This is a genomic window from Rhodococcus artemisiae (genome assembly GCF_036327795.1).
In the GTDB taxonomy this organism is placed as follows: domain Bacteria; phylum Actinomycetota; class Actinomycetes; order Mycobacteriales; family Mycobacteriaceae; genus Rhodococcus; species Rhodococcus artemisiae.
Window position 1 is genome coordinate 456,911 of record NZ_JAUTXY010000001.1, and the last position, 19,396, is coordinate 476,306.

Genomic DNA, 19,396 nt, shown 5'->3' on the forward strand with positions numbered 1-19,396 from the left:
GCCCGGCATTCCGACTAGCCTGGAGCGGTGCTGCTTCCGGATCTGATACCCGACCCTGTCGACGACGACTCTCTGTTCGACGCGTTCACCTCCTGGACGACGGATCGAGGCATCACGCTCTACCCTGCGCAGGAGGAGGCGTTGATGGAGCTCGTCTCCGGCGCCAACGTCATCCTCGCGACCCCCACCGGCTCGGGCAAGTCCATGGTCGCGCTCGGGGCTCACTTCCACGCGCTGGCCACAGGAAAGCGCACCTTCTACACCGCGCCGATCAAGGCGCTCGTGAGCGAGAAGTTCTTCGCGCTGTGCGACGTGTTCGGGGCAGATCTCGTCGGAATGATGACCGGTGATGCGTCCGTCAATGCGGGAGCACCGATCATCTGCGCGACCGCCGAGATCGTCGCGAACCTCGCGTTGCGTGAGGGCGCGGACTCCGACATCGGCCAGGTCGTGATGGACGAGTTCCATTTCTATTCGGAACCCGAACGCGGCTGGGCGTGGCAGGTGCCGATCGTCGAACTCCCGAACGCACAGTTCCTGCTCATGTCTGCGACACTCGGCGACGTCACCTTCCTGATGGATGATCTCACGCGGCGGACCGGCCGGCCCACGGTCGAGGTCTCGGGCTCCGAGCGCCCTGTTCCCCTGACGTTCTCGTACTCTCAGGTTCCGATCGGCGAGGCCATCGAAGAACTCGTCACTACCCACCAGGCCCCGGTCTACGTCGTGCACTTCACGCAGGCCGCCGCGCTCGAGCGGGCGCAAGCACTCACCAGCGTCAACATGTGTTCCAAGGACGAGAAGACGGCCATCGCCGAGGCCTTGGGCGGGTTCCGGTTCACCACCGGATTCGGCAAGACACTCTCACGATTGGTCCGGCACGGAATCGGCGTCCACCACGCGGGCATGCTGCCCAAATACCGGCGCCTGATCGAGAAGCTCGCACAGGACGGCCTTCTCAAGGTCATCTGCGGCACCGACACTCTCGGCGTCGGCATCAACGTGCCGATCCGCACGGTACTGCTCACGGGACTGACCAAGTACGACGGCATCCGAACGCGGCAGCTCAAGGCACGCGAGTTCCACCAGATCGCGGGGCGGGCCGGGCGCGCCGGCTACGACACGATGGGAAGCGTCGTCGTGCAGGCACCCGAGCACGAGATCGAGAACATCCGTGCGCTCGCCAAGGCCGGTGAGGACCCCAAGAAGCGACGCAAGGTCCAACGGAAGAAGGCGCCCGAGGGATTCGTCTCCTGGGGGCAGGGAACCTTCGACAAGCTCATCGCTGCGTCCCCGGAGCCACTGCACTCTCGTTTCGCGGTGAGCAACTCGATGCTTCTCAACGTCATCGCGCGACCGGGCAACTGCTTCGACGCGATGCGTCACCTCCTCGAGGAAAACCATGAACAGCGGCCCGCACAGCGCAGGCACATTCTCAAGGCGATTTCGCTGTACCGCGGCCTGGTACAGGCGGGGGTCGTGCAGCAGCTCGACGAACCCGATGAGGACGGACGCATGGCGCGTCTGACCGTCGATCTGCAGCGCGACTTCGCGCTGAATCAGCCCCTCTCACCGTTCGCGCTGGCCGCGATCGAGCTGCTCGACATGGAGTCGACCACGTACGCACTCGACGTGGTGTCGGTGATCGAGTCGACCCTCGACAATCCTCGTCAGATCCTGATGGCGCAGCAGCATGCTGCGCGTGGCGAAGCTGTCGCGGAGATGAAGGCAGACGGCATCGAGTACGAGGAGCGGATGGAACTGCTCGAAGAGATCACCTGGCCCAAGCCCCTCGTGGAGCTACTCGAACCCGCATTCGAAACCTACCGTGGCGGGCACCCGTGGGTCTCGGAGTTCCCGCTGTCGCCGAAGTCCGTCGTGCGCGACATGATCGAGCGTGCGATGACGTTCGCGGAGTTGGTGAGCCACTACGGACTGGCGCGGTCGGAAGGCCTCGTGCTCCGGTATCTCGCCGATGCGTACCGGGCGCTGCGTCAGACCGTCCCCGACGCCGCACGCACCGAGGAACTCGAGGACATCACGGAGTGGCTCGGCGAGCTGATCCGGCAGGTCGATTCGTCTCTGCTCGACGAGTGGGAATCGCTCACCGACCCGGGTTCGGAATCGGACGACCAACAGATCGCGTTCGGGGCCGACACACCGCGGCCACTCTCGGCGAACACGCGTGCGTTCCGGGTGATGGTGCGCAACGCGATGTTCAAGCGTGTCGAGCTCGCGTCGCGGAAACGCTGGAACGATCTGGCCGAACTCGGTGACGGTCTGGATGCAGAGGACTGGTCGGATCTGCTGGAGCTGTACTTCGACGAGTACGACGAGATCGGCACCGGGCCCGATGCGCGCGGCCCGCTGTTGTTCTCGGCCGAGATGAGTTCCGCGGTGTGGCGGGTTCGTCAGACCCTTGCCGATCCGGAAGGTGATCACGGATGGGCGTTGATCGGGGAGGTCAACCTCGCCGAGTCGGATGCTGCCGGCGAGGTCGTCTTCGACGAGTTCGAGATCGTCGAGGGCTGAGCGATGGCACGGGGCCGGTACCCTGGTTCCGGTGAACGATGAGTCCGCTCCGGTGTTTCGCCTGTCCTACGTCCCTGGCGTGACCCCTGCCAAGTGGGTTCGGGTGTGGAAGGACCGGATTCCGGACGTACCGATCGAGCTGGTTCCGATCGAGTCGACATCGGGAGCGGAGTGCGTACGGAACGGTATGGCGGACATCGCGCTGCTGCGGTTGCCACTCGAGCGTGACGGACTGTCGGTGATCACCCTCTACACCGAGACCTCCGTGGTGGTGGTGCCGAAGGAGCACGCGATCGCCGCAGTCGACGAGGTGACGGTGTCGGACCTAGCGGAAGAGACCGTGTTGCATCCCCTCGACGATGTGCTCGATTGGGTGAGCCTGCCCGGCGAAGAGTCGTTCGAGCGGCCTGAGACCACGGAGGACGCGATCTCGCATGTCGCGTCGGAGGTGGGAGTGCTCGTGACGCCGCAGTCGCTCGCTCGTCTGCACCATCGCAAGGATCTGACCTATCGACCGGTCGTCGACGCTCCTCAGTCGCAGGTCGGTCTCGTATGGCTCACCGACCACACCACCGATCACGTGGACGAGTTCGTCGGCATCGTCCGGGGCCGGACCGCGAACAGTTCCCGTGGTCGGCGGGGCGACTCCGGAACCGAGGACGCGCCGAAGAGCCCGAGCAAGCGTCGGGGCGAGCGTCAAGGTTCGCAACCGAGAAAGATTGTCGGCGACAAGAAGCCGAAGTCACGTCGAGGAACTACCGGTCGAGGCAAGAGCGTCGGGCGATCCCGCCGCGGTCGCGGTTGATCGGACTCCTTCGCAGCGCAACTGATCAGCCGATGGCGCGGGACTGCGGCGGTGCCTGCGACCGCAACACGTCCGCCAACGCTCGGTAGTCGTCGGCGCGGGCACTCGAGGCCCGGAAGACCAGACCGATGGTGCGCCCCGGCTCGGGTGCAGCGAAGTGCGCCACGGCCAGATCACCTCCGGCAGTTTCCACCGGTATCGCCGATGCGGGAACGAGCGTGACCCCGAGACCACCTGCGACGCAGCGCACCACCGTTGCCAGCGATGTTGCGCGAGTGTCACCTGCATCGGGTCTGGCGTCGACGGATCGACACAGGTCGAGTGTCTGGTCACGGAGGCAGTGACCCTCGTCGAGCAGCAACAGTGGTAGCTCGTCGAGGATCGACAGTGGGAGGTCCACTCGTCCGGCCAGTGGATGGCCGGAGGGGACGACGAGGATGAAATCCTCGGTGTACAGCGGAATCTCCACGACACCGGCAACCTCGGATGGTAACGCGAGTACGGCGACGTCCAAGGTGCCCGAGCGCAACGACCCGAGGAGCCTGGCTGTCTGATCCTCGATCACGTGCACTGCGAGATTGGGCATGCGCGTGCGGAATTCCGGGAGCAGACCAGGAAGGAAATAGGGCGCAACGGTGGGAATCAGCCCGATCCTCAACGGGCCCGAGAATCCGTCGGAGACGCCTGCCGCCGCGGCGACGAATCCGTCTGCAGCGTCGAGAATCGCCTTGGCCTGGGCGAGTAGTCGCGCGCCGGCGGGGGTGACGAGTACGCGACGGGTACTTCTCTCGATCAACTGCACGCCGAGCCCGTTCTCGAGCGACGCGAGCCCCTGCGACAGTGTGGGTTGGCTCACACTCAAACGCGCTGCGGCCGTTCCGAAGTGCTTGTAAGTGGCGACGGCCACGAACGCACGCAGCTGTGACAGGGTCGGGTGATAAGTCTGATCGGGCACGCCTATCAGTATAGTGCGAGTAATCACCTTTACCTTTTGAAAATTTTCCGGCAGGATGAATCTCATACCGGAGAACAGACCGCAAGGATCGTCCGGTAATGCACATACCCACGTCATCGGGCGTGGCGTGCGCGATCGACTCGCTTGTTCACGAGACACCCACGAGAGGACCGAAAATGGCATTGCTGACCATCGGCGATCAGTTCCCCGCTTTCAACCTGAAGGCCCTCATCGGCGGCGACCTGTCGCAGGTCGACGCCGCGCAGCCCGACGACTACTTCACCACCATCACCAGCGATGACTACGCCGGTAAGTGGAAGGTCGTCTTCTTCTGGCCGAAGGACTTCACCTTCATCTGCCCCACCGAGATCGCCGCATTCGGCAAGCTGAACGAAGAGTTCGCAGACCGCGACACGCAGGTCCTGGGCGCGTCTGTCGACAACGAGTTCGTGCACTTCCAGTGGCGTGCACAGCACGAGGATCTCAAGACCCTCCCCTTCCCGATGCTGTCGGACCTCAACCGTGAACTCGTCTCGGCCACCGGCGTCCTGAACGCCGACGGTGTTGCCGATCGCGCCACCTTCATCATCGACCCGAACAACGAGATCCAGTTCGTGTCCGTCACCGCCGGTTCCGTGGGCCGCAACGTCGACGAGGTCCTCCGCGTCCTCGACGCCCTGCAGTCCGACGAGCTGTGCGCGTGCAACTGGAAGAAGAACGACCCGACCCTCAACGCGGGTGAGCTCGTCAAGGCGGCGCTGCAGTGAGTGTCGACAACCTGAAGAACGCTCTTCCCGAGTATGCGAAGGATCTCAAGCTCAACCTGAGCTCGCTCGCTCGCTCGACCGAGCTCAACGAGCAGCAGCTGTGGGGCACGTTCCTCGCGGCCGCGGCCGCCACCAAGTCGGCGACCGTGCTCGCGGAGATCTCTGAGGAAGCAGCTGATGTGCTGTCGGCGGAGGCGTACAACGCCGCACTCGGCGCAGCGTCGATCATGGGCATGAACAATGTCGCCTACCGGGCCAAGAGCTTCCTCGGCGACGAATACACCCAGGTGCGTATGGGTCTCCGGATGAACATCATCGGCAGCCCCGGAGTCGAGAAGTCCGACTTCGAGCTGTGGTCGCTGGCAGTGTCCACGATCAACGGATGCCACGACTGCACCGCAGCGCACGACAGCGTCGTGCGCAAGGAGGGCCTCACCAAGGAACAGGTCTGGGAGGCCGTCAAGGTCGCCGCGACCCTCCAGGGCGTGGCCCAGGCGATCACCGCAAGCGAGATCCTCGCCGGCGCCAACGCCTGATCTACTGCATCGTCGGAAAGGGGTCCCTCTTCTGAGGGGCTCCTTTCTTGTTCTCCGGGCTGCACGGCGATACACGGCTATAGGGTCGGGTGCGGCTGATTTCCGCCGAGCGCCTCGCCTGCCGCGATATCACTCGTCCCGAGTGCCACTTCGATCTCACCACCGAACTCGACACCGGGCGCCAGCGGCAATCTGTCACCGCTCCAGAACCTCCCCGGGTCGTACCAACTGCTCCCGCGACGTCGCTGTTCGAGCAGCCCCATCGCCTCCATCGTCACTGCGACGACCTCGGCACAGTACGCACTTTCGAGGCCGGACTCGCGTCGCTTCAGTCGAGGCACACGACCCGCGAACCATCGTCCGGCGAGTTTCGCTGTGGATGGGAAGGGTGTTCCGTCCAGGCGAGCGATGGTACGCAGCAACTGATCCTCTTGTTCCCCGGTGACAGGAACCGAGAGTTGACGAAGCCAACCGCGCTGCCCGTAGCGCGCCCCCCACACCTGTACCGCGCTGCGAAGATCGTGAAGTTGGACGCCTCGTTGTTTCCGGCCCGTCCACATATCGGGCAGGCTCCGACCCAGTTCGGCATGCCACATCAGCGGCGGCAGGTCCGCGAACGCCACCGTCATGCCTACGTGGTTGACAGGGGCATTGGTGAGAGTCTGGATGGCCCTGTCCGCCCCACTGGTACCGCGGAAGACCCAGATGTCGCCCGTACGTGTGAGATCCACCGCCTCGTCCAGAGTGATGCGCGACGGCGTCGGACCAGGTTGTAGAAGGCCTCGGGGATGCATGGGGAAAGCGTGCCATGAACCGCACTCGGTTAGGGTCGCTGCATGGCCCTTCGTACCAGCACGGTGTGGAAGTTGCTCGGACTCGCCGGCGTCGTGGGAGTCGCGGCGACCGGTGCGATCACCCTGCGCAACGAACGCAGGCGTCGCGACTACAGCCCCGAGGAGATCCGGTCGGTCCTGCATGAACGGTACGCACGAGCGGTCGCAGCGCGCGACGGCACCGACGAAGTGCCGCTGACCGAGGTTCCGATGAATGCAACGCCACGGATCCGCCGCCTGTTGCGGCGGATCCGGAGTCGACGCTGACTGATCCGGTCAGCCCAGTGCTGCGGCGAATCCGTCGGCCAGATCCTGCACCTGCTCGTCCGTCATGACGAACGACGGTGAGATCTGCATCGCGCCCTGACCGGCTGCGCGGCCCGAGATACCGTACTCCCGCAGGGTTTTGACGAAGCCCAGGGCCTCACCTGGATCAGCGAGCTGCACAGCCGCAAGCGCACCGATCCCGCTACGCACCTCCGCAACACGCGGATGATTCGCGAGCGGAGCCAGTTTCTCGTGGAGTGTCTTCTCGAGGCGCGCGGATTCGTCGAGCAGGCTCTCTCGTTCGAAGATGTCGAGGTTGGCATGCGCGGCGGCGGCTGCCGCCGCGTGACCGCCGTAGGTGTAGCCGTGGCGCCACCACACGCCACCGGCGAAGAACGGTTCGGCGACCCGCGGCGCCACGAACACCGCACCCATCGGCAGATAACCCGACGTCAGTCCCTTCGCTGTCGTCACGATATCGGGCTGCAGATCGAACCTGGTCGACGCGAACCACGAGCCGCCGATACGGCCGAACCCGGTCACCACTTCGTCGGTGACGAACAGGATGTCGTGGTCGCGGCAGATGTCGCGGATCTCTGTGAGGTAGCCGTCCGGCGGCAGGTACACGCCGCCGGCGCCGATGATCGGTTCGCAGAAGAACGCAGCAATGTTGTCGGCCCCGACCTTCTCGATGAGTTCGAGCAGGCCTTTGGCGTCGTCCCAGGGCACCGTGGCGGTGTCGGCCCACAGCGAGCCGTAGCCCTCTGCGTTGACGGGGATACCCGCCATCGATGTACCGCCGACGTGCATCCCGTGATACGCCTTCTCGCGGCTGACGATCAGCATCTTGCTCGACCTGCCGATCTCCTGCCAGTAGCGGCGGGCGAGCTTCGCTGCGGTATCGATCGAGTCGGAGCCGCCCGAGGTGAAGAAGACCTTGCTGCCGGGGACCGGTGCGATTGCCGCGAGCCGCTCGGCGAGAGCGATCGTGGGTTCGGCAGCGAAATCACCGAAATTCGAGAAGTGCGCGACCTTCGCGAGCTGCGCGGCAACGGCCTCACCGATCTCGGTGCGACCGTGGCCGACGTTGGCGAACCACAATCCCGCCGTCGCATCGAGATAGCGGGTGCCGGCGTCATCCCAGATGTATGCGCCCTCTCCACGGGCCACTACGAAGGCCCCATCCCGCTCCACGACACCCATATCGGCGAATCCGTGCCACAACGCACCCACAGCCAGCTCCTGTCCACAACTACCGGTCTTCCGCCATCGTATGGGCTCGCGCCGAGGCTGGCGGATCGGCCCGCTCGGAGAGACCCTCGACGTATGAGGTTCCGGTTCTCGGTCAACATTTTCGGTCTCGAATCCCGCCGTGCATTCGTCGCCTTCTGCCGTGACGCAGAACGGGAGAGCTACGACGCCGTCTACGCGACCGATCACCTGGGTGTGGGGTCACCGTTCCCGCTTCTTGTCGCGGCGGCAGACGCGACCCGTCGTCTGCGCGTGGGCACCCTGGTGCTCAATGTCGAATTCTGGAACCCGGTATTGCTGGCACGCGATATCGCGACCACGGACATTCTCACCGACGGCCGCCTCGAGATCGGGCTCGGAGCGGGACACATGAAGTGGGAGTTCGACCGGTCCGGTATCGAATGGGAGGGTTTCACCGCACGCACGCGCCGGCTCGAATCGACGATCACCACGCTCCGGGACCACTTCGGCGGCGACGGGTATTCGGAGCAGGAACCGCTCCGCGCGGAGTACGACATCCCTGTCCTGCGGCCGATCCAGCGCCGTGGATTCGGCCATCAGGGACCACCGCTGATCGTCGGTGGTACCGGTGAGCGCATCCTGCGGGTCGCGGCCGAGTACGCGGACATCGTCAGTATCGCCGGCGCGTTCCAGATCCGAGGCCGACCACCGGGCACCTTCCGGATCGGCACTGCCGCGGAGGCCGCAGCACGAGTCGCCTTCACTCGCGACTGTGCCGGCGACCGGGCGAACAACATCGAGTGGCACACCCTGTTGCAGGCCGTCTGTGAAACCGAGGACAGGCGTGGCACGGCGGAAGCGCTGCTTCGGCGCACCGGCCTCGAGATGCCGGTCGACCGGCTCCTCGATTCGCCTTTCCTCCTGATCGGCACTGTCGAGGAGATGGCACGACAAATCCTCGACAACCGTGACCGGCTCGGGTTGTCGCACTACACGGTGCATGCGCCCTATCGAGAAGCGTTCGCACCGGTCATGGCGCGGACGCGGACGCTTGCCGGCTGACGTACTCGTTCGCCCACCGGTGTCGCCGCGCGACCTCGACAGTCGCTAGGCTGTGTGACCAGCATGTCCATCTCTCCTGCCCCGAACCGTCGCGAGCTTCGCGCAGCCCTGGCCGAGGTGTCGCTCAGCGACGAACATCGGTTCCGCCGCCGTCTCGATCGAGCCCGCGGCGACGACGCACTCGCCAAGATCGCCCGCGAGATCGATTCCGCGCGGGCCCGCCAGAGCCAGCGCATCCAGTCCGTCCCCCCGATCCGGTATCCGGAAGACCTTCCGGTCTCCCAGCGCAAGGACGACATCGCGGACGCGATCCGCGACCACCAGGTCGTCGTGGTTGCGGGTGAGACGGGGTCCGGCAAGACCACTCAGATCCCGAAGATCTGTCTCGAACTCGGACGCGGTGTGCGCGGCCTCGTCGGGCACACCCAGCCCCGTCGTATCGCGGCGCGTGCAGTGGCCGAGCGTCTGTCGGAAGAACTCGATTCCGAACTCGGCGACACCGTCGGCTACACAGTGCGCTTCACCGACCAGGTATCCGATCACACCCTGGTCAAGCTGATGACCGACGGCATTCTGCTCGCCGAGATCCAGCGCGACCGTATGCTGCGCCGCTACGACACCCTGATCATCGACGAGGCGCACGAACGCAGCCTCAACATCGATTTCCTCCTCGGGTATCTCGCGCAGCTGCTCCCGCGCCGACCCGACCTGAAGGTGATCATCACCTCGGCGACGATCGACCCGGAGCGGTTCGCCACGCACTTCGCGGACGCGGACGGGACGCCGGCTCCTATCGTCGAGGTCTCCGGGCGCACGTATCCGGTAGAGGTGCGGTACCGTCCGCTGACCGTCGAGCGGGGTGACGAACTCGTCGACCGCGACCCCGTCGACGCTGTGTGCGAGGCGGTCGAGGAACTGCAGTCGGCCGGCGACGGCGACATCCTCGTGTTCCTGTCGGGTGAGCGCGAGATCCGCGACACCGCCGACGCACTGCGCGACCGCAAGTTGCGCAACACCGAAATCCTTCCCCTCTACGGTCGACTGTCTGCTGCCGAACAGCATCGTGTCTTCACCGGTCACAGCGGACGGCGCGTAGTGCTGTCGACCAACGTCGCCGAGACCTCGTTGACGGTGCCCGGCATCCGCTACGTCGTCGACCCCGGAACTGCCCGCATCTCGCGGTACTCGGTGCGGACGAAGGTCCAGAGACTACCCATCGAGGAGATCTCCCAGGCGTCCGCTCGGCAGCGTGCCGGTCGCTGCGGTCGTGTCGCCGACGGCATCTGTATCCGTCTCTACTCGGAGGACGATTTCGAGTCGCGCCCCGAGTTCACCGAGCCCGAGATCCTGCGCACCAATCTCGCGTCGGTCGTCCTGCAGATGACGGCACTCGGTCTCGGCGATATCGCCTCGTTCCCGTTCGTCGAGCCGCCCGACCCACGCGCGATCCGCGACGGTGTCGCGCTGCTGCACGAACTGGGCGCGATCGAACCCGCCGGAAAGGACGAAACCCCGCGTTTGACCGGTACCGGCCGGGAACTCGCGCGGCTGCCCGTCGATCCCCGCATGGCGCGCATGATCGTCGAGGGCCACCGCAATGGATGTCTGCGCGAGGTCCTCATCATCGTGTCGGCGTTGTCGATCCAAGATGTCCGCGAGCGGCCCACCGAACATCAGCAGGCCGCGGACGAGAAGCATGCGCGGTTCAATGTCGACGGATCGGATTTCCTCGCCTTCCTCCGCCTGTGGGACTACCTCAAGGAACAGCGGAAAGAGCTGTCGTCCAATCAGTTCCGAAAGTTGTGTCGTGCCGAGTTCCTCCACTGGATGCGCATCCGGGAGTGGCAGGATCTACAGGGGCAGCTTCGCCAGATCACGCTGGGCCTGGGTTGGGAGACCACGCATCAGGAGGTCTCCGACGACGCAATCCACCAGTCGCTGCTCGCCGGCCTGCTCTCACATGTCGGGCTGCGCGAAGGCGACAAACGCGACTTCCTGGGCGCGCGCGGGGCCCGCTTCGCGATCTTCCCCGGCTCGTCCCTGTTCAAGAAACCACCGCGGTGGGTCATGGCCGGCGAACTGGTCGAGACGTCGCGGCTGTGGGGCCGGATGGCGGCGCGGATCGAACCCGAGTGGGCGGAGAAGCTCGCACCGCACCTGGTCAAGCGCACCTACTCCGAGCCGCATTGGTCGACGAAGCAGCAGGCGGCGATGGCGTACGAGCGCGTCACGCTCTACGGCATCCCGCTTGTCGCGCAACGACGGGTGCAGTACGGACGGATCGATCCCGAGGTCTCGCGCGAGCTGTTCATCAGGCACGCACTCGTACAGGGCGAGTGGCAGACCCGTCACAAATTCTTCCACGAGAACTGGGCATTGCTCGACGACGTCGAAGAACTCGAACACCGCGCGCGGCGGCGGGACCTCGTCGTCGACGACGACACACTGTTCGAGTTCTACGACCGGCGTGTGGGGCCGGAAATCGTCTCGGCCAGGCATTTCGACACCTGGTGGAAGAAGGCCCGGCAGGAGCAACCGGATCTGCTGACCTTCACGCCCGAGACGGTGGTCAACCAGGACGCGGCCACGGTTCTGGAAGGCGACTATCCCGACGCATGGCGTCAGGGCGAGCTGCAATTCCGCCTGACCTACCAGTTCGAGCCCGGCACCGAGGACGACGGAGTCACCGCCAGGATCCCGTTGGCGCTGCTCGCGGGAGTCCGACCCGTCGGATTCGACTGGCTCGTCCCGGGACTTCGGCACGAACTCGTCACCGCCCTGATCAAGGGCCTGCCGAAACAGATTCGACGCCAGGTGGTTCCGGCACCCGATTTCGCGAAGGCCGCCCTCGCCTCGGTGACCGCGCGTAGTGAACCTCTCGTCAACGCGCTCGCCCGCGAGTTGTCGCGGCTCGGGAACTGCAGGATCGAACCGAGCGACTTCACCCCATCGGCACTGCCCGATCACCTGAAGATGACGTTCGCTGCTGTCGACGAGAACGGAAAGGTGCTGGGCCGCAGCAAGAGCGTCACCGCGCTGCGAAAGCAGCTCTCGACACGAGTCGACGCCGAGGTCGCGCGCGCAGCCTCGGGCACCGAACGCGCACCGACGGTCGTATGGACCGCCGAGACCCTCGGCACCCTGCCGCAGACGGTCACACGCGAGGTCGGCGGACAACAGGTGACCGGCTATCCCGCTCTGGTGTCCGAGGGCGAGGGTGTGGCGGTACGCGTTCTGGCCACGCCACAGGCACAACGCGCCGCCACCCGCGCCGGGTTGCGCGCGCTCCTCCTCGCCGCTGCACCCACCAAGGCGAAGGTCGTGACCTCCGGGTTGACGAATTCGGAGCGACTGGCACTCGGCCGCAACCCGGACGGTTCGTTCGACGCTCTCGTCGAGGACTGCCGGGCGTGCGCGGTCGATGAATTGATCGATGCACACGGGAAACCGGTACGGTCACCCGAGGAATTCGAGGCGCTAGCCGCGGTCGTACGCAGCGAACTTCCCCGGCGCGTCGCGCACCTGCTGAAATCGGTGGTCCCGGCACTGAGCAAGGCTCATGAGGTCGGCGTGCTGCTCGATCGGGTTCGCGACGAGGCTGCTGACGACGTCCGAGAGCAACTGTCCTCGTTGCTCTTCGCCGGGTTCGTCACAGACCTGGGCACTCGTCGCCTGGCCGACCTTCCACGGTATCTCGCTGCCGCCGCCCAGCGCCTCGAAGCGCTGCCGGCAAGTGCGAATCGCGACGCGCAGGCCATGGACATCCTCGATCGGGTGTACGCGGCCTACGACAAGCTACTCACACGGTTACCCGAGGAACGCCGAACCGCGCGCGACGTCGTGGACGTCTACTGGATGATCGAGGAACTTCGCGTGAGCCTGTTCGCCCAGGGAATGGGCACGCGGGGTCCGGTGTCGGAGAAACGGGTACTCAAGGCCATCGATTCGATCCGCTGACGAGGCAGACCCCGAGTCCGGCCAGGTCAGTCCATGTCGGCGGCGACATCGCGGGTGCGTTGGTGTTCGCGCAACTCGGTGATCTCGCGTTCGAAATCCTCGGCGGAGCTGAACGACCGGTATACCGAGGCGAATCGGAGGTAGGCGACCTCGTCGAGGTCGCGCAGCGGTCCGAGTATCGCAAGCCCCACCTCGTGGCTGGGAACCTCCGGTGCCCCCTTGGCGCGCACAGCGTCTTCGACCTGTTGCGCAAGCTTGTTCAGGGCGTCGTTGTCGACATCACGTCCTTGGCAGGCGCGCGCGACGCCGCGCACGACCTTCTCTCTGCTGAAGGGCTCGGTCACGCCGCTGCGCTTGACAACGGACAGCACGGCGGCCTCGACCGTGGTGAATCGGCGACCGCACTCCGGGCAGGCCCGACGGCGGCGAATCGCGGCGCCCTCGTCGGCTTCGCGCGAATCGACGACCCTCGAGTCGGGGTGCCGGCAATACGGGCAGTACATGTCGATTCCTTCGTCGCTGCCGTGATGGCCGCGACGTCGCCGACGAAACGATGCCGTGTTCGTAGGATCGATCTCGCCCGGGGGCAGGGTCGTCCCGACGCGACCACACGGGGTGGTGTGACTGACAGATTCAGACAATACCCGCACGTGTGGTGTGCTCTTCGAGTCCGGGTGGGTCTTCACCGCACCGTCATCTACCACCGGTGACCGCTTCCCCTGCCCCAGCGGGCGACGCTGCGTCGGTCACGACCGGTATCGAGTGAGCGGCTTCCGCTACGACCTGGCTCGTACGGATATGCGCGATGCACAGGATCGCCGTGACCGCGACGGCCGTGAACACCACCGTGGCGAGCACCTGCCACAGCGCGTGCCCGTGGCCGGCGCGGACAGCGGGCGGGTGAGCGCAGGACGTCCCCGCGTACCGCACCGGGTATCGATGGTCGCCTCCCGCCCACAGTGGTGATGCAGCCGGCGCGATCTCGATCGTGCCGATCGGCGCGGTGGTCCGGAATTCCGTCAACAGTGCTGTGCCCATCGGATCCTCCGTGGCAGTCATGGGTCGATAGGTTCGCCCACACATTCGAACGAATACCTGTTCGAAGTTTCTATCACGCGGAGGTGATCCGCGTCGCTGGTTTGTTCGAAACAATCTCGAACAGATGTTTGATATACCGCACGGATCCGGTTAGATTCGAGAGATCACACGCAACACATCAGAAACTCGACGCACGGAGGTCACGACCATGACGGACGCCAGCTCCGCGACCAGCCGGCCGAAGAAGTCGTCCGGCACCGACGGCACGGCGCTCACCGAGCGTCAACGCCGCGTCCTCGAGGTAATTCGCACATCGGTCGCCGAAAGGGGATACCCGCCGAGCATCCGAGAGATCGGAGACGCGGTCGGCCTCAACAGCACGTCCTCGGTCGCACACCAGCTACGCACGCTCGAGCGCAAGGGTCTGCTGCGCCGCGACCCCAATCGCCCCCGCGCGGTGGACGTACGAGGATTCGACGATCCGCAGGTAGCCTCCGACGTCGTCGGCGAGGTGATCCCGGCGGTCCCCTCCGACGACATCCCGTCGGCCGCACTCGTTCCCGTGGTCGGACGGATCGCAGCGGGCGGCCCGATCCTCGCGGAGGAGGCCATCGAGAACGTCTTCCCGCTGCCCCGCGAGGTCGTGGGCCAGGGGTCGTTGTTCCTACTGAAGGTTGTCGGTGAATCGATGATCAACGCGGCGATCTGCGACGGCGACTGGGTCGTGGTTCGCCAGCAGAATGTAGCCGAGAGCGGCGACATCGTCGCAGCCATGCTCGACGGCGAGGCCACGGTCAAGACGTTCAAGCGGGTGAAGAACGATGTCTGGCTGATGCCGCACAACCCGATGTTCGAACCGATCCCCGGTAACGACGCCGTCATTCTCGGCAAAGTGGTCACGGTCATCCGCAAGCTCTGACCCGCGCATTCGGCCGCACACCAGGGGCGGTTCCTACCCATTCCGACACGCCGAGGCCGGTGTGGGTCCATCTCGGTGGACCCACACCGGCCTCGCGCTGTGCATCTGCGATCAACCGCGCGTCGATCAGATGTCCAGACCGCGGCCGATGACCTCCTTCATGATCTCGTTGGTACCGCCGTAGATCTTCTGGACCCGAGAATCGAGGTACGCCTTGGCAATCGGGTACTCACGCATGTATCCGTAGCCGCCGTGCAATTGGAGGCAGCGGTCGATGAGCTCGACCTGCTTGTCCGTGGTCCAGTACTTGGCCATCGCTGCTTCCTGCACAGTGAGGGCACCGGCATTGAGCAGCTCGACGCACTTGTCCACGAACACTCGAGCAAGCAGAGCTTCCGTCGACAGCTCGGCGAGCTCGAATCGGCTGTTCTGGAACCGTCCGATCGGCTTACCGAATGCCTTCCGATCGCGGCAGTACTGGATTGTATCCTCGAGAACCTGCTCCATCGCTGCGGCCGCGACCACAGCGATCGAGAGCCTCTCCTGCGGAAGATTCTGCATCAGGTAGATGAACCCCAGGCCCTCTTCGCCGAGCATATTGGCGGCGGGGACACGCACCTCGTCGAAGCTCAGCTCGGCGGTATCCTGCGCATCGAGACCGATCTTGTCGAGGTTGCGGCCACGCTCGAAGCCGGGCATACCGCGTTCGACGACGAGTAGGGAGAATCCCTGTGCCCCCTTCTCCGGGTCGGTGCAGGCAACCACGATCACCAGGTCGGCGTTGATCCCGTTGGTGATGAACGTCTTGGATCCACTCAGGACCCAATCGTCACCGTCGCGAACCGCGCGGGTCTTGATGCCTTGGAGATCGCTGCCGGTACCGGGCTCGGTCATCGCGATCGCCGTGATGATCTCGCCCGAGCAGAATCCGGGGAGCCACCGCTTCTTCTGCTCCTGGTTCGCGAGATTCAGCAGGTACGGTGCCACGACGTCGTTGTGCAACATGAAACCGACCCCGCTGTATCCACCGCGGGTGGTCTCCTCCGTCAGGACGACGTTGTAGCGGAAATCGTCGACGCCGCCGCCACCGAACTCTTCGGGCACCGCCATTCCCAGGAAGCCTTGGGCGCCCGCCTTCTTCCACACCTCACGATCGACGATCTTGTCCTTCTCCCACTGCTCGTGGAAGGGTGCCACCTCCTGTTCGAGGAACTTCCGGTACGACTCACGGAACAGGTCGTGTTCGGGCTCGAAAAGGGTGCGTTCCATCTGCGCTCCTGTCAGTGACGACGTGGACATACCCACGGTATGCACGCGGCCTGACCGTGACGCTGACAGGAGCGAGCGGATTTTGTGACCGCGACAACCTCGATCGTCAGCGGCGCAGATCAGCCAATCGACGAAGGATCGGGTATGCCACGAGGATTCCCATCGAACCCCATGCGATCCCGCCGAGCTCGACCGATCCGATAGAGAGCGTCAGGTCGCCGATACCTGCAACAAGTGCAGCCGCCACGACCGTGAGATTCACCGGGTCGGTGAAGTCGATCTTCGCATCCATCCAGATCCGCACGCCCAGAAGTCCGATCAACCCGTACAGGACGAGCGTGGCACCGCCCAGAACGCCGTCGGGCACTGTGAACACGAGTGCCCCGAATTTCGGGGAGAACGCCAGAATCACCGCGGTCACTGCAGCCACCCAGTACGCGGCCGTCGAATACACCCGGGTCGCGGCCATCACACCGATGTTCTCGGCGTACGTGGTGGTTCCCGATCCTCCGCCTGCTCCCGCGAGCGTGGTGGCCAGACCGTCGGCGAGCAGTGCGTCGCCTGCGACATCGTCGAGATTGCGGCCCGTCATTGCGGCAACAGCCTTGACGTGACCTACGTTCTCCGCGACCAGGACGATGACCACCGGCAAGGCGAGCAGCACAACCGACAACTCGAAGGTCGGTGCGCGCAATTCGGGCAGGCCGAACCAGGCTGCCGCCTTCAGTGCATCGACTCGGTCGGGCGCAAGGCCTCCGGTGACCCATGCGAAGATCCATCCGATGACCACGCCGACGAGGATGCCCAGCCGGCCGAGAAGGCCGCGGCCGAGCACCGTCACCACGAGGATCGATACGAGCGTCACCGTACCGATCAACGGTTGGGCTTCGAACGATCCGGCAGCGGTCGGTGCGAGGTTGAGACCGATCAGTGCGACCACGGCGCCGGTCACGACAGGGGGCATCACGGCGTCGATCACCCGCGAGCCGAGCGCCTTGACGATCAGGCCGACGACGGCGAGCACGACGCCGGCCGCCACGATACCGCCGAGCTGCGCGGCCGGACCGCTCCCCGCCGATGCCGTCAGGGGTGCGATGAACGCGAAGGACGATCCGAGATAGCTCGGTACGCGTCCTCGGGTGATGAGCAGGAACAACACCGTGCCGATACCGGAGAACAGCAACGTGGTTGTCACCGGGAATCCGGTGATCGTGGGCACCAGCAGGGTGGCACCGAACATGGCGATCACATGCTGCATTCCGATGCCGACGGTGCGCGGCCACGACAGCCGCTCGTCGGGAGCGACGACCGCCCCGGCATTGATCTGTCGCCCGTCACCGTGCAGTTCCCAGCCGAATCCCATGTTGCGACTCGTCGGCCGCACGCGTTCACTCACGACGGAGATCGTAAGACTCGGGAAAGGCGCATGTGACACCGGTCGAGAAAGTTCAACGCCGCTTTCTACCTCAGCCGAGGATGCGCGACGCCGCAGCGCGCGCCGCTGGCGGGTCGTCGGTGCTCAGGACTGCCTGCGCAGCATCCTGACACTGCGCGGCGGTCACCGCTGACAGTCGCGCACCGACCGAGGCAACTGCCGATGCCGCGCACGACAGCGACGACACGCCCATTCCCACGAGAACGCAGGCGAGGAGCGGATCTGCGGCGGCCTCGCCGCACACCCCCACGGGCTTGCCAGCGACGGAACCCGCCTCCGCCGTGCGCGCGACGAGGGCCAGCACCGCCGGCTGCCAAGCATCGGTCAGCGACGCCAATGCCGGCGACATGCGGTCTGCCGCCATCGTGTACTGCGCGAGGTCGTTCGTCCCGATCGAGAGAAAATCGACGTGGGTGAGCACGCGGTCGGCGAGCAACGCCGCGGACGGCACCTCGATCATCACGCCGGGTACCAGGTTCCGGGAGCGGACCTGTTCGGCGAACGCTGCTGCTTCGGCCACGGTGGCGATCATCGGAGCCATCACCCATGGCCTAGCACCGGTGCGTTCCGCGGCGGCAGCGACCGCGTCGAGTTGCCGTTCGAGGATTCCTGGGGCCGCTGCGGCGATACGGATGCCTCGGACACCGAGCGCGGGGTTGTGCTCGTCCGGGTGGTCGGCGAATCGCAGCGGCTTGTCGGAACCCGCGTCGAGGGTCCGGAGCACGACCTTGCGGCCCTGGTACGCCTCGAACACCGCAGAGTAGATGTCGATCTGCTCATCGACGGTCGGTTCTGTATCGCGATCGAGGAAACACAATTCGGTACGGAACAAGCCCACGCCTTCGGCCGGAGTCGACCGAGCGGCGCGTGCGCCGGCACCGTCCTGGACGTTGGCGAGGATCGCGATCGGGTGCCCGTCGGAAGTCTGTCCGGGTCCGGTCCACATCGCGATGCGGGCACGGTCCGCCCTGTCTCTCTCGATGACAGCTTCCGCATCCTCGTGGTCCGGTTCGACCACGATTTGCCCGGTCCCGCCGTCGACCAGGACAGCGGTTCCGGCCTCGATGTCGTCGATGCCGGCCGCCGCGACGATGCACGGGATACCCAGTTGCCGCGCGATGATCGCGGTGTGACTGGTGGGTCCGCCGAGGGTTGTCGCTATTGCGACGACAAGTGCGGGGTCGAGAGCGGCGGTGTCGGCCGGCGCGAGGTCGTCGGCCAGCAGGACCGAGGGAACCTCGGGTATGTCGATGCCGGGCTCGGGCTCGCCGTTCAATTGGGCGAGCACTCGGTCACGGATGTCGATCAGGTCGGTGACCCGCTCCGCCTGTAGTCCGCCGATCTTCTCGAAGATCGTGACGAACTGGGCGGTCGCGCCGACAGTGGCGGCCACGGCGTCCGCTCCCGCTCGGATCTTCCCCTCCGCCGCCCCGCGCCACGCGCGGTCCTCCACCAGCACCGCGTTGGCCTGGAGCACTTCCGCGGCAGCTCCTGAAGCGCGTGCGGCTCGCGCCCGCAGACGAGCTGCAACCACGTCAACGGCTGCTTCGAACCGAGCAGCCTCGGCTTCTCGCGCAGTATCGGGAACAACATCCGACGACGTGGTGATCTGGGGACGCGGGGCCGGCCTGATGACCGGCCCGTATCCGATCCCGGGCACCACCGGCGTGCCCTGCAGAACTGGTGCCTCGTTCGTCATTCCGTCTCCTCACCACGACTTCATCTGTGACTCAGATTACCCGTAGGCATTGACATGTCAACACATACGGGCGTAAAACAACATTATCCAACATCGAGCGCAAGGGGTTC

The 19,396-nt window shown here is 65.4% G+C and carries 16 protein-coding genes; 8 read left to right on the forward strand and 8 right to left on the reverse strand.

All coding sequences use genetic code 11. The features are described 5' to 3' along the window. Positions 1-27 precede the first annotated feature (27 nt). Together Q7514_RS02270 and Q7514_RS02275 are read left to right on the forward strand one after the other, a co-directional pair. Entirely contained in the window at positions 28-2,532 is a 2,505-nt protein-coding gene (locus Q7514_RS02270; RefSeq protein WP_330131632.1) for a DEAD/DEAH box helicase, read from the forward strand. Positions 2,533-2,563: 31 nt separating this feature from the next. Next, positions 2,564-3,337 carry a LysR family substrate-binding domain-containing protein gene (locus Q7514_RS02275; protein ID WP_330131633.1) on the forward strand — a complete coding sequence of 258 codons (774 nt, stop codon included), beginning with the start codon at positions 2,564-2,566 and terminating at the stop codon, positions 3,335-3,337. Positions 3,338-3,362: 25 nt separating this feature from the next. On the opposite strand, the gene Q7514_RS02280 is transcribed toward Q7514_RS02275, so the two are convergent. Next, a complete protein-coding gene (locus Q7514_RS02280; protein WP_330131634.1) occupies positions 3,363-4,292 on the reverse strand; it encodes a LysR substrate-binding domain-containing protein in 930 nt (309 codons plus the stop codon). A gap of 176 nt (positions 4,293-4,468) precedes the next feature. Here Q7514_RS02280 and Q7514_RS02285 point away from each other — a divergent pair, with 176 nt between their 5' ends. Together Q7514_RS02285 and Q7514_RS02290 are read left to right on the forward strand one after the other, a co-directional pair. After that, entirely contained in the window at positions 4,469-5,059 is a 591-nt protein-coding gene (locus tag Q7514_RS02285; RefSeq protein WP_054716170.1) for a peroxiredoxin, read from the forward strand. Beyond that, on the forward strand, positions 5,056-5,595 hold the full coding sequence (locus Q7514_RS02290; protein WP_054716159.1) for a carboxymuconolactone decarboxylase family protein: 540 nt from the start codon (positions 5,056-5,058) through the stop codon (positions 5,593-5,595). The genes Q7514_RS02285 and Q7514_RS02290 overlap by 4 nt, the downstream gene beginning before the upstream one ends. Positions 5,596-5,672: 77 nt before the next feature. On the opposite strand, the gene Q7514_RS02295 is transcribed toward Q7514_RS02290, so the two are convergent. Beyond that, positions 5,673-6,389: a hypothetical protein gene (locus Q7514_RS02295; RefSeq protein ID WP_330131635.1), complete on the reverse strand. Its 717-nt coding sequence runs from the start codon at positions 6,387-6,389 to the stop codon at positions 5,673-5,675. 42 nt (positions 6,390-6,431) lie between these two features. Between Q7514_RS02295 and Q7514_RS02300 the strand changes: the two genes are divergently transcribed. Further along, positions 6,432-6,695 (forward strand): hypothetical protein, encoded by a 264-nt coding sequence (locus tag Q7514_RS02300; RefSeq protein WP_330131636.1) that lies wholly within the window; start codon positions 6,432-6,434, stop codon positions 6,693-6,695. A gap of 9 nt (positions 6,696-6,704) precedes the next feature. Here Q7514_RS02300 and Q7514_RS02305 read toward each other — a convergent pair whose 3' ends face one another. Next, on the reverse strand, positions 6,705-7,898 hold the full coding sequence (locus Q7514_RS02305; protein WP_330131990.1) for an aminotransferase family protein: 1,194 nt from the start codon (positions 7,896-7,898) through the stop codon (positions 6,705-6,707). A 123-nt stretch (positions 7,899-8,021) separates the two neighbouring features. On the opposite strand from Q7514_RS02305, the gene Q7514_RS02310 reads away from it, so the two are divergent. Continuing rightward, on the forward strand, positions 8,022-8,969 hold the full coding sequence (locus Q7514_RS02310; protein ID WP_330131637.1) for a TIGR03621 family F420-dependent LLM class oxidoreductase: 948 nt from the start codon (positions 8,022-8,024) through the stop codon (positions 8,967-8,969). A gap of 63 nt (positions 8,970-9,032) precedes the next feature. After that, a complete protein-coding gene (gene hrpA, locus Q7514_RS02315; protein WP_330131638.1) occupies positions 9,033-12,926 on the forward strand; it encodes an ATP-dependent RNA helicase HrpA in 3,894 nt (1,297 codons plus the stop codon). A 26-nt stretch (positions 12,927-12,952) separates the two neighbouring features. Here the strand turns inward: hrpA and nrdR are convergent, their stop codons facing one another. Both nrdR and Q7514_RS02325 read right to left on the reverse strand, forming a co-directional pair. Continuing rightward, positions 12,953-13,429 (reverse strand): transcriptional regulator NrdR, encoded by a 477-nt coding sequence (gene nrdR, locus Q7514_RS02320; RefSeq protein ID WP_054718166.1) that lies wholly within the window; start codon positions 13,427-13,429, stop codon positions 12,953-12,955. Positions 13,430-13,619: 190 nt separating this feature from the next. Next, positions 13,620-13,985, reverse strand: a complete 366-nt coding sequence (locus Q7514_RS02325) for a hypothetical protein (RefSeq protein ID WP_330131639.1) — start codon at positions 13,983-13,985, stop codon at positions 13,620-13,622. 187 nt (positions 13,986-14,172) lie between these two features. On the opposite strand from Q7514_RS02325, the gene lexA reads away from it, so the two are divergent. Next, positions 14,173-14,883 (forward strand): transcriptional repressor LexA, encoded by a 711-nt coding sequence (lexA, locus tag Q7514_RS02330; protein WP_330131640.1) that lies wholly within the window; start codon positions 14,173-14,175, stop codon positions 14,881-14,883. Between the two features lie 126 nt (positions 14,884-15,009). Here the strand turns inward: lexA and Q7514_RS02335 are convergent, their stop codons facing one another. The 3 genes from Q7514_RS02335 to ptsP form a co-directional block, all read right to left on the reverse strand. Further along, positions 15,010-16,152 (reverse strand): acyl-CoA dehydrogenase family protein, encoded by a 1,143-nt coding sequence (locus Q7514_RS02335; protein WP_330131641.1) that lies wholly within the window; start codon positions 16,150-16,152, stop codon positions 15,010-15,012. A gap of 106 nt (positions 16,153-16,258) precedes the next feature. Next, entirely contained in the window at positions 16,259-17,515 is a 1,257-nt protein-coding gene (locus tag Q7514_RS02340) for a uracil-xanthine permease family protein (RefSeq protein WP_330131991.1), read from the reverse strand. Between the two features lie 103 nt (positions 17,516-17,618). Continuing rightward, the gene (gene ptsP, locus Q7514_RS02345) at positions 17,619-19,286 is read right to left on the reverse strand and encodes a phosphoenolpyruvate--protein phosphotransferase (protein WP_330131642.1); all 1,668 of its coding nucleotides are present in this window, start codon (positions 19,284-19,286) and stop codon (positions 17,619-17,621) included. Positions 19,287-19,396: the final 110 nt, after the last annotated feature.